We start from the raw sequence: 9,620 nt of genomic DNA, 5'->3' as shown, positions 1-9,620 counted from the left end.
GGTTGGTCTGAAGTTTTATCTATAATGATGTCCGAGGGCAGAAGTGGCGCAAGTTTTTGTGTAGCCTGATCTAAAGCCTCTCCGAATTTTCCTATCTGATCCTTGTCCCGCATCTGTATGGCCAAGGTTATGGCTCTGCTTCTATGCCAATTGCCCTTATCATCTTGCCACTTATAGAAATTAAGCAGGCTAGGCGGGCTTTGGTAGCCTCTTACAATCTCGCCAAGGTCTCTTAAATAAACTGGGGTCCCGTCTTGTGTTTCTGTTATTACTACATTTGCAATCTCTTCTACTGAGTTAAATGCGCCCGACGGATATACAATGACTTCAGTGCCGTCAACCTCTACTTCTCCTCCTGGGACAATAATGTTTCTCTCGTTAAGAGCACTTTTTATTTTTGCAGGAGTAATTCCATAAGATGCAAAAACGTCCTGAGAGTAATCAAGATAGATAACTTGACTAAGAGTTCCTGAGCGCTGAATAATCGAGACTTCCTCGATTGTTTGAAAGTTCTCAGTTATTAGTTCAGTAATGTTTTCTAGGTCTCTGTAACTATATTTATCTCCGTCAACTTCTTTAAGTTTTTTCTTTGTGTCTTTTATATCTCTAACTAATATTGGATCCCAGCCGTCTATATGAAAGCTGTTTAGACCAAGCTTTTGTTTGGTAAAAGTAAATGTATAGTCTAAGAGCTCTTGATCGCCTACAAGAGGGCTTAGATCAAGTCCTATAAAAGAAGGCCCAATAACCTCTTTAATATTTGTAGCAATGCCGTTTTCAATCAGATTTATTACTAAGAGCTCTATAACACTATTTAATGCAGTTGTATCTACGGATGTTGGAAGAGCAACAACTAAAGATACCCGTCCGCTTTCTGATCCGGCATCATTTCTGGCTAGTTCAATCGCCTTATTAATATTGTTTGCTCTAAGCTCTAGTTCCAGATCGCTTTCCTTGGGGCTAGCCACAGTAATCATTCGGGCCGCTGTGTTGCCAAAACCGCTGTTAAACTGAATCGGGCCTGCGCCCTGAGGCAATTGATCGTTTAGCTGCTTTAATCTTAAATTTATATCGTTAAACTCTTGCGTAGTATCCGCAAGTCCTTCTGATAGTTGAATTTGGATGATTGCATATCCAGCAAGAGAGGTTGATTGTAGGGCAAAATCATTTCCCGCTCCAGGTTCATGAAGCTTAGAGTTTTGCGCTATGGTTTGTTCCATTGGTTTTGTAACAAGCTGTTCAACCTGCTCAGCATCTGCACCTGGCCATTGGCAGATGGCAACTGCAACCAAAACTGGAATATCGGGGTCTTTTCGTTTAGGCATGTTCATCCAGCTAAACGCGCCCCAGATAAGGACTGCAAAAAGAAGTACCCAGGCTACGTGCCTGTTTTCTGTGAAATAACGGGCCGTGTTATGGGTATTGGCAATTATATCTTTGTCGTCTCTATGAGCCATATAAGGGTTACTTTAAAATTACGTAATTTAGAATTTCCACTACCTGCTCAGGGGTTCTGGCCGTCGCTCTAGCTGCAGCATCCACCTCTTTGAGTGCATGATCATATTCTTCATCATGTAGTGTGATCATGGGTTTTCCCAAAGCTGATGCATATCCAGCATCAAAAGCTGCATTCCACTGCTTATATTTGGGTCCGAATCTAACAACTATGATGTCTGCTGTTTCTATTAGTGTGTTAGTTCTTATGGAGTTAATTCCGGCTCCTTTTCTATCTCTCCAGAAGTTGAGCTCTTCTTTGCCTAGTATCTCTTCACCACAAAGATCGCTTGCCTCGTGATCTGTGACAGGGGAGTAGAACTCAGCTGGAAGATCTACAGATCCCTCTAATATTCTTTCTCTCCAGTCACTATGTATTTCACCTGATAGATATATTCTCCAGACATTCTCTGACATGCTTCCTCCATCACTTCTCTAATTTTAACTAGTGAATAATATTTACTTCCTGTCCATCTCGGATTTGCTGAGCTCCCATTGTAACTACTTTTTCCCCTTCGCTTAGGCCCTGGACAACCGCTATTCTATTTCCATATACACTTCCAAGCGTCACGTCCTTTCTTTGACTTTTGACCTTGCCCCCGCTCTCATGAACTGTAAAAACTGCGTATCCATCTTGGGAGTTTACTGATCTTACTATTGAATCTAAAGGTACGGCGTACACTGGATTTACTGAATCTCCTTTAAAGACGTTCAGTGAAGCTATCATCCCGGGCTTTAACTGATTCTCGGGGTTTTGTATTGTGATTTCAACATTGAAAACCCTTGTTCTAAGATTTGCAGATGGCGCAATCTCTGTTATCACACCTAAGAAAATGGTGTCTTTTATTGATTCTGTTGTAACCTCCATTACTTCGCCGAGCCTGACGTCTCCTAACACAGTGTCGGGTATGGAAAAGACAACTTTAACAGCTGATACATCTGCAAGCTCAAATCCTTTTGTTCCCGGTCTGACGAGAGCGCCAATTTCTATATCCCTGCTTAGTAAAACTCCATTAGACGGTGCTCTGAGTGTGCAGTATGAAAGATTTTGCTCAGCCTCAACCAGGTTTGCCTCAGCCGCCTTAACTTGTGCATTAGATGTTTTGAAGTTCTTTACAGCCCGGTCATGCTCTGGAGCAGTCATGCTTTGCTGTGAATAAAGTATTTGAGCTCTTTTGTATGCCGCGGTATCTTTTTGCTGCGCGGCCCTAGCTGAGGCGAGCTGTGATTTAGCCTCCACCACTTTTGCTAGATACTCAGTAGGGTCAATAAGTGCTAGCGGCAGGTCTGTTGTGACAAAATCTCCTGCCTGAACATCTCTGGATCTTCCATCAGCTCCTTGAGTTTGTAGAATCTCTATCACATAACCCCTGACCTCAAAGTCCAGACTAACTTGACTGTATGGGTTTACACTCGCCGTATATCGTACAGGTGCATTTTCATCGTGGATTCTGACTTCTTCGACTCTCACCGGAGTAACAGTCTTTTTGCTATGATCACCACTGCATGCATTTAAGATGCCGCCGATAGCTATAACTACGGCTAAAGTAAGGTTTGTGATTTTCATCAGTTTTCTCCAATTGCCCTATCTAAATCGGCCCGGGCCGTCCAATAGTCCAGCACTGCTTTTTGATGATTTTTGTTCTTATCTTCCAAATCTGATTCTGCCTCGAGCACTTGGGTCAATAAGGCGTCCTGTACCCTGTATTGATTCATTACAACTCTTAGGTTTTCCTTTGCGGCAATCTTCTCAAGCTCTGTGACATCAATTAAAACTGTGGCTTCTTCAAGACTACGAACAGATGAATTTACATCTATAAGAACTTGAGATGTCGCTTCGTCTAATCTGTTTTGCGCCTGTATGACGGATTTCTTTTTCTGAGCTATCTCACTTTGTTTTCTTCCCCAGTCAAATACGTCCCACCTGGCAAAAAGTCCAATAGTTGCAATATTTTCAGGTAGAAGCTCAACATTTAAATTTGCAATGTATTGAAACTGAACCCCAACTTCAGGAATGTATTTTGATTTTTTAACTTTCACTTCGTTTTCGGCAAATTCAATATCAAGTTCAGCTATTTCTATCTCGGGTCTTTGAGCCAATGCTAGCTCTTCAGCATCCTGTACATTAACGCTAAACGGTGCTGCGTAATCCACATGAGTGACACTAAAGGGAGTTTCTATATCCCGACCGAGAAGTTTATTAAATTTTTCTTTTTGCGTGTCTAAAGTGTTCTCAAGTTTGAATTTCCTATACTCTGCCCTTGCCAACCTTGCCTGAACCTCTAGGCTGTCTCTTTCTAAAAGCCTTTGCTGAGCCACATCTCTGTTTACAAGTTCTTTGAGTGATGTTAAAAAAACAATTTTCTCCGTTTGTGCTTCAAGGTCGCTTTGTGTTTTTAGAATTTGATAATATTCGTTTTTTACTTCATCGGTGATGTTAAGAACCCGCGCCCTAAAATCCTGATCAGTAACCGCTTTTTGTATCTCTCTTTGCTTTACAAGAAGAGATATTTCGTATAGCTGAGAGAGGGGCTGTTGAACTGTAGCAGTAATAAAGGTGGTGAAATCCGGTGTTGTTTCAATACTTGTATTTTCAGCTGGAATAGGCCCAATAACCGGGAAATCTCCAAAAGCTCCCTGTTTAAACTCAAAGGCTTCTTCGGTAAGGTGATAAGCTTCATATAAACTGAAATCAAACTCTGGAAAGAGTCTTGTTTTAATAGCCCAAATAGCGCTGTCAGCTTTTTTTATCTCTAAAAATGCATTTTCTACTTTAGGGTTATCGGCAACTGCTATTACTAAAGCCTCTTCAAGCGTGAGCTCTGAAGATTCTTCTATGACAATTTGCTCTTCAACTATGACCTCTTCCCCATAGCTTATATAAGTGGCCAAAGATATGGTCACTGTTAGAAGAACGAGGATTAGTTTTCTTTTATTTATTATAGTCATAGACACTAAATGCTATTTTGTTTGACTGCTTTCAACAACCTGTCTCTCCGCCCAAAAACTATTTTATATAATAAGGTGAGAAATTTGAACCCTCAAGGCAAATTATATTATTTCTGATTATTGTCCAGAATTGGATCTTTATTGTGCAGCGCACAATAAGTTTTGCATCTGCAAACTTCCCTAACACCCTTTAATTATTCAATTTAAAATCATTTCTTTACGCAATGCGCACATAAATTTGATTTAACTGTTTCTTATATTATAATGATAAGCCTATTTTTTTATGTAGCATGAAAAACTGCCAAGCAAGGAGATAGGTGAAATGAGTACGGTAAGAAATTTATCACAGGAATCACTAAGAGTGATTTCATCCAACAAAGGTCTTCAGATCAGAGATGGTCTGGTTGACGAATATCCCGATATATATACAGATGAAGTAATTGATGCATTAACAGTTTTGTCTGTTTTTAATAAAGACCAAAAACTGCTAATGGAAAAAAGATATGCCCGAAGAGCACAGAGGTTTCGTAACAAAGAAAGAATAAGATTTTTAGATTCACATGATTTTATTCCACGCACCGATATTAAGGTGCAAGATGCAAGAGATGGTAAATTTGTTGGTTCAGAAATACCTCATGATCTCCAAACACAATGGATACAAGGTACTGGACCTGCCGCAAAACCCAATTCCCCTCTAGAGAGCAGCATTCGTAACGTTGCATATGCTCTGCTTTCCGGCGCAGACGGCTGGATGTTTGATGGCGAGGATGCACTGGGACAGATTAATACAATGTCTCTTGATAACCAGAGAAACCTAAAGCTCGCAATAAGAAAAGACCCTAAATTTATGGAAGTAGCTGAAAAAGTTGCCGGAGAAATGAATAAATGGTCAAAGGGCTTTTTCGGTGAAGAAAAAATACAAGATTGGAAGAAACAGCTTGATTTCACTACTATAATTTTCCGTGCTAGAGGGCTTCATCTTGATGACAGACACATACGGGATGAAAATGGGCTTGCTCTTTCTGCTTCTATAGTAGACATGGTGACATATGTAGTTAACAACTACCAAGAGCTTCAAGAAAATGGTTCTTCAATCGTACTTTACCTACCAAAAATTCAGACAGCTGAAGAAGCAGCATTTTGGAATGAGCTTCTAACAGCACTTGAGGATCACCTTAATATCCCAATTGGCTCTATCAAAGGTTATGTGCTAATTGAGCAGCTTGAAGAGACTTTTCAGCTAATGGAAATAAGAGCAGCACTAGGAAGACACTTTGTAGGATTTAATACCGGTAGATGGGACTATATAAACAGCGTCTCTGACGCTATGGCCTGGGATAAATATTTCATAAATCCTAACATTGAGCCTATCACCATGACCTATGGCTACATGAGAAATTATGAAGACCGTGTAAGACGTGCGGTAAATACTCCTGATGTAAACGGCAATTTTGCGCTATGGCAGGGTGGAATGGAACCTAATATTCCTGTAGGCTCTAAAGAAGGTGTTGAGAGCAGTATGGAAAAAGCCCTAGCAGGTGCAGTTAGAGAGCAAAAAGAAGGAGCCAGCGGAAAGTGGGTTGCTCACTGGAAGATGGTTCACATAATTAGACCAGTTTGGGAGAAAGTCGGTGATGCCAATCAGCTTGGAAGAAAGTTCCCAGAGCTAACTTATACAGACGAAGATGCAGAAGGTCTAACACTTCTTGAAGAAGCTCCAAGATCTATAAGAGGAGCACGTAACCTTATTAGTGTAGCGCTTCAATATGGAAACGCTTTTGGACAAGGATTTCAGGCTGCCGCACTAAAGCCAGCTGATTTCTTTGGTAACGATGACATTTTATATCTCATGGAGGACGCCGCAACAGGTGAGATAAGACTGAGCATTCTTTGGGAATGGCTTCACAAAGGCGGCAAATTAAACGAAGCTGATAAAGAGACAAAAGTAAAAGCCGGAGATACTTTCACAGTTGAACTCTTTGAGAGACTATTAGATGAAGAATATGAGAAACTTCTCAAAGCTAAAGACAAAGATGTACATGACGATTCAAAACCTACAACACTTCCTATAGCAAAGGAAATTGTTAGAGCATATGTGCTAGATGAAGTAAAAACTCCTTGGTACATTGATCTTCTAAATATAAACCTTAACAACCATGATTTAGAGACTGCAAAACAAAGGATTGCAGGATATATGGATGCATTTAGAAAAGACGGCACAAGGATTACAGAAAACTTAGATTTTGCTCCGGAAAAGGGAGTTGACACATCATTGGAGGACGAAATGGACGATTTCGAAAGAGAGGTACATGAAACTAAACAGTATTTTGCAAGCCCAAGATTTAAAGGCGTTAAGCGTCTATATTCTGCGCGTCAAGTTGTGCAGCAAAGGGGAACATTAGAACAAGACTACACAGTTGCAAGAGTATATTCACAAGAGTTCTTCGATAGATTAAGAGAGCTGTTTGCAAAGGGTGAGCAGATCACAAGTTTTGGCCCTTATTCACCAAGCCAGATTGTGGCAATGAAACGCATCGGTATTGAAGGTATCTATCTAGGCGGATGGGCAACATCAGCTAAAGGCTCCAAGGATGAGGATCCAGGGCCGGATTTAGCAAGCTATCCGCTCAGCCAGGTTCCAGATGAGGCTGCTACATTGGTAAGAGCGCTTCTTACAGCAGATAAAAACCAGAAATTCTTTAGATCAAGAATGTCTGAGAAGGAAAGAAAATCTACACCTAAATATGACTACAGACCATTTATAATAGCCGATGCAGACACAGGTCACGGCGGTGATGCGCACGTAAGAAACCTTATTCGCCGTTTTGTTGAAGTTGGCGTTACTGGTTATCACATTGAAGACCAAAAACCTGGTACCAAAAAATGTGGACACCAGGGCGGTAAAGTGCTTGTTCCTATAGATGAGCAGATAAAAAGACTAACTGCTGCAAGATTCCAGCTAGATATTATGAAAGTGCCTGGAATCATTGTTGCAAGAACTGATGCTGAAGCAGCAAACCTTCTAGACGGAAGGGGGGATGAGAGGGATCATCCGTTTATTCTTGGTGCTACCAATACAGATGTACCAGGATATAAAATCTGCTACCTATCAATTCTAAAAAGATTCTATGACAAAGGAATTACAGATGTTAACGGTCATCTTCTATATCAGATCTCAGATGACGAGTATGAGCAGGCCTACACTTGGTTTGATGAAGTAGGGCTTACATCAATAATTGACGAAAGCATTCAGGCGCTTAAAGACGGTAAAGAAAGAAGCATTACCAAACCGCTTGATAATGCAGCTACTAAATTCGTAGAAATATGGGAATCAGAGTCAGCTCTTATGACTTTTGCCCAGGCTGTAGCAGAGAAGATGGAGTTTCAGATTGAAGAAGGAAGAGACATGGAACTCACTATTGAAGAATGGTATGAGTTTGCAAAGCACGTCTCCTTCCACCACGCAAGAGAAAAAGCAAGATCTATGGGGATTGAAGCTTCATGGGACTGTGAGCTTTCAAGGACACCTGAGGGATACTATCAGGTTAAGGGTGGTATTGAATATGCAATAGCAAAATCTCTAGCTGTAGCCCCTTATGCCGATATAATTTGGATGGAAACCAAGACCGCAGATTTAGAAGAAGCTCGAGAGTTCGCAGAAGCAATGCATGAAGTTTATCCAGACCAAATGCTTGCATACAACCTCTCACCATCTTTTAACTGGGACACGACCGGTATGACAGAGGATGAAATGAGGATTTTCCCTAAAGAGATCGGAAAGCTTGGATTTGTATTTGACTTTATTACTTATGGCGGACACCAGATAGATGGACTAGCAGCAGAGGAATTCTCAACTGCTCTAAAGCAGGACGGAATGCTTGCTCTTGCAAGACTTCAGAGGAAATTCAGACTGGTTGATTCTCCATATAAAACACCGCAGTCACTTGTTGGTGGTCCTAGAATGGACGGCGCACTGGCTGCATCTTCAGGTCGTACTGCTACAACTAAGGCTATGGGTAAAGGTTCTACCCAGGTTCAGCACCTTGTTGAAACTGAGGTTCCGCCAAGGCTTCTTGAAGACTGGCTTGAGATATGGAGCGATCACTATGGCTTTGAAGATAACTTTAGAGTACAACTTAGACCTCATACTGCAGGATCAGAGTTATTAGAACTAGCAGTCTTTGACAATGATAACAACAAAATCGGAGACGTAATCTTCTCCACCATTCTTGATCGTATGGGTAAAACTCTTATCTTTGTAAGGGATCAGAACACATTTGATACAGAGTATAGACAGAAAAGGTTAAATGCTCTTCTATCACTGTTCCTTATACACAGATACAAAGGAATCGCGATCCACTATGTTAACCCAACAGATGATAACCAGATGCAGACCAAAGGAATGCAGAAGCATGGCATATTTGGTGATGTTCATATGGAAGTTGGAGATGTAATTGTTGCAGAGGTTAACCCACCAAGAATTAAAGAACTTCTAAAGTCTGATCAAAAAGAACTTAAGAAGTTTATCCAAAAGAAATCAGCAGCTAAGAAAGCTACTAAAAAGAAAAAATAATTTCAGAAAATAATATGCCGGGGGCTATAGACATATAGCCTTCGGTATATCATAATATGCATATAAATTATTAGAGAGGATTGCTAATTAATGGAAGTTCTTGGACCTATAATATATGCATTAGTTCTTTCAGGATTTGTTATCGCAATTTTATTGCGAGCTAAGAAAGAACAAGATAATGAAGACGACTAGATCAAGCATTACCCGCCGTAAATCAGTATCAACAACTAAATCGTACTATTAACCCTAAATATATTTATTCGCCATCGCTACTTGCTTCATCTGCTGCAGAGCTTGAAGCCGCTTCTGCAGGTTTAGCTTCCATTGTTGATTCAACACCACCACCGCTGGTTGATTCTGTGGTCTCTTGCGTAGGTGCTTCTCCAAATGAGGTATCAAATCCGTAGTCCGCTATTATAGAGTCATAAATATTACAAGCTTTGTCATAGTCTCCTGAGTCTAAGGGCCCCTGGGCTTCTTTCATCCTTTTCCCAATTGCGTCTCCAACCTGAGAGTTCATTTTTCCTTGAAAATTAAGGTCCATCATTCCCTTAATGACTAGCTGGTGCTTGTTAAATGCCTGCATGTAATCTGTACATTCTTC

Annotated in this window: 6 protein-coding genes; 1 reads left to right on the top strand and 5 read right to left on the bottom strand. The window is 40.7% G+C overall.

Annotated elements, in window-relative coordinates; genetic code table 11:
• The 4 genes from AAF462_06560 to AAF462_06545 all read right to left on the bottom strand — a co-directional run.
• Nucleotides 1–1,457, bottom strand: a 1,457-nt coding sequence (locus AAF462_06560; protein ID MEM7008783.1) for an efflux RND transporter permease subunit, incomplete at its 3' end; no start/stop codon positions are given.
• 7 nt (nt 1,458–1,464) lie between these two features.
• Entirely contained in the window at nt 1,465–1,911 is a 447-nt protein-coding gene (locus tag AAF462_06555) for a YtoQ family protein (protein MEM7008782.1), read from the bottom strand.
• Nucleotides 1,912–1,939: 28 nt separating this feature from the next.
• On the bottom strand, nt 1,940–3,061 hold the full coding sequence (locus tag AAF462_06550; GenBank protein ID MEM7008781.1) for an efflux RND transporter periplasmic adaptor subunit: 1,122 nt from the start codon (nt 3,059–3,061) through the stop codon (nt 1,940–1,942).
• Nucleotides 3,061–4,443 carry a TolC family protein gene (locus AAF462_06545; GenBank protein ID MEM7008780.1) on the bottom strand — a complete coding sequence of 461 codons (1,383 nt, stop codon included), beginning with the start codon at nt 4,441–4,443 and terminating at the stop codon, nt 3,061–3,063. The genes AAF462_06550 and AAF462_06545 overlap by 1 nt, the downstream gene beginning before the upstream one ends.
• 322 nt (nt 4,444–4,765) lie before the next feature.
• On the opposite strand from AAF462_06545, the gene AAF462_06540 reads away from it, so the two are divergent.
• Entirely contained in the window at nt 4,766–9,016 is a 4,251-nt protein-coding gene (locus AAF462_06540; protein ID MEM7008779.1) for an isocitrate lyase/phosphoenolpyruvate mutase family protein, read from the top strand.
• 256 nt (nt 9,017–9,272) lie between these two features.
• Here AAF462_06540 and AAF462_06535 read toward each other — a convergent pair.
• Nucleotides 9,273–9,620: hypothetical protein (locus tag AAF462_06535; protein MEM7008778.1), on the bottom strand; the 348-nt coding region annotated here is incomplete at its 5' end.

The sequence above is a fragment of the Thermodesulfobacteriota bacterium genome (assembly GCA_039028315.1).
Lineage (GTDB): Bacteria > Desulfobacterota_D > UBA1144 > Nemesobacterales > UBA2774 > CR02bin9.
Note: the sequence above shows the minus strand (reverse complement) of the source record. Positions and strands in the feature narration are given on the sequence as shown.